This is a genomic window from Alcanivorax sp. HI0044, from assembly GCF_001634945.1.
Genome location: NZ_LWEZ01001381.1, coordinates 1 through 735 on the forward strand (window position 1 = coordinate 1; position 735 = coordinate 735).

Here is a 735-nt window from a genome sequence, read left to right on the forward strand (position 1 = left end):
TGTGGTGGTTACCCTTTACGATATGTCCGGGCGAACCACGGACTATCAAACCGCTGGCGGCACAGTCACCGACCCCCAGGGGCTCGGGGCGGTACTGTGGACTGAAACCCAGGTAATTACCGCAGAAGACGGCCGCTATAGCGTGGTTCTCGGCGACGACGCCAGCAACCCGCTACCCGAGGATTTACTCGGCAGCGATCAGGTAGAACTGGGCCTGGCCATCGATGGCGACAGCGAAATGACGCCACGCCTTGCGGTTACCACCGGTAGCGTCCCCTACGCCTTGCAGGCGCGTGAAGCCGAACAAGTTAATGGCGACATAACACCGCGCACAATCAGCATCGCCGATGACCTTGTCATTAATGAATTCGGCGAGTGGGTTGGGCCGGATAGCGGATTGATTGGCCCCAAGGGTGATACCGGTGACGCGGGGCCTCCTGGCGCAGACGGTGTTGATGGCGCAACTGGCCCCAAAGGGGATACCGGCGCCCAGGGGCCTGCGGGTCCCGTCGGTGACACTGGCGCAGTCGGACCGCAAGGCCCTGCCGGCCCGCAAGGTCCTACCGGTGCTGATGGCGCCACCGGCCCCAAAGGGGATACCGGCGCCCAAGGGCCTGCGGGTCCCGTCGGTGCCACTGGCGCAGTCGGACCGCAAGGCCCTGCCGGCCCGCAAGGTCCTACCGGTGCTGATGGCGCCACCGGACCCAAAGGGGATACCGGCGCCCAGGGGCCCGC

At 65.6% G+C, this 735-nt stretch carries 1 pseudogene; it reads left to right on the plus strand.

Features of this window, described 5'->3' with window-relative positions:
• Positions 1 to 735: pseudogene (locus tag A3730_RS31985) on the plus strand (collagen-like protein); the annotation flags it as partial.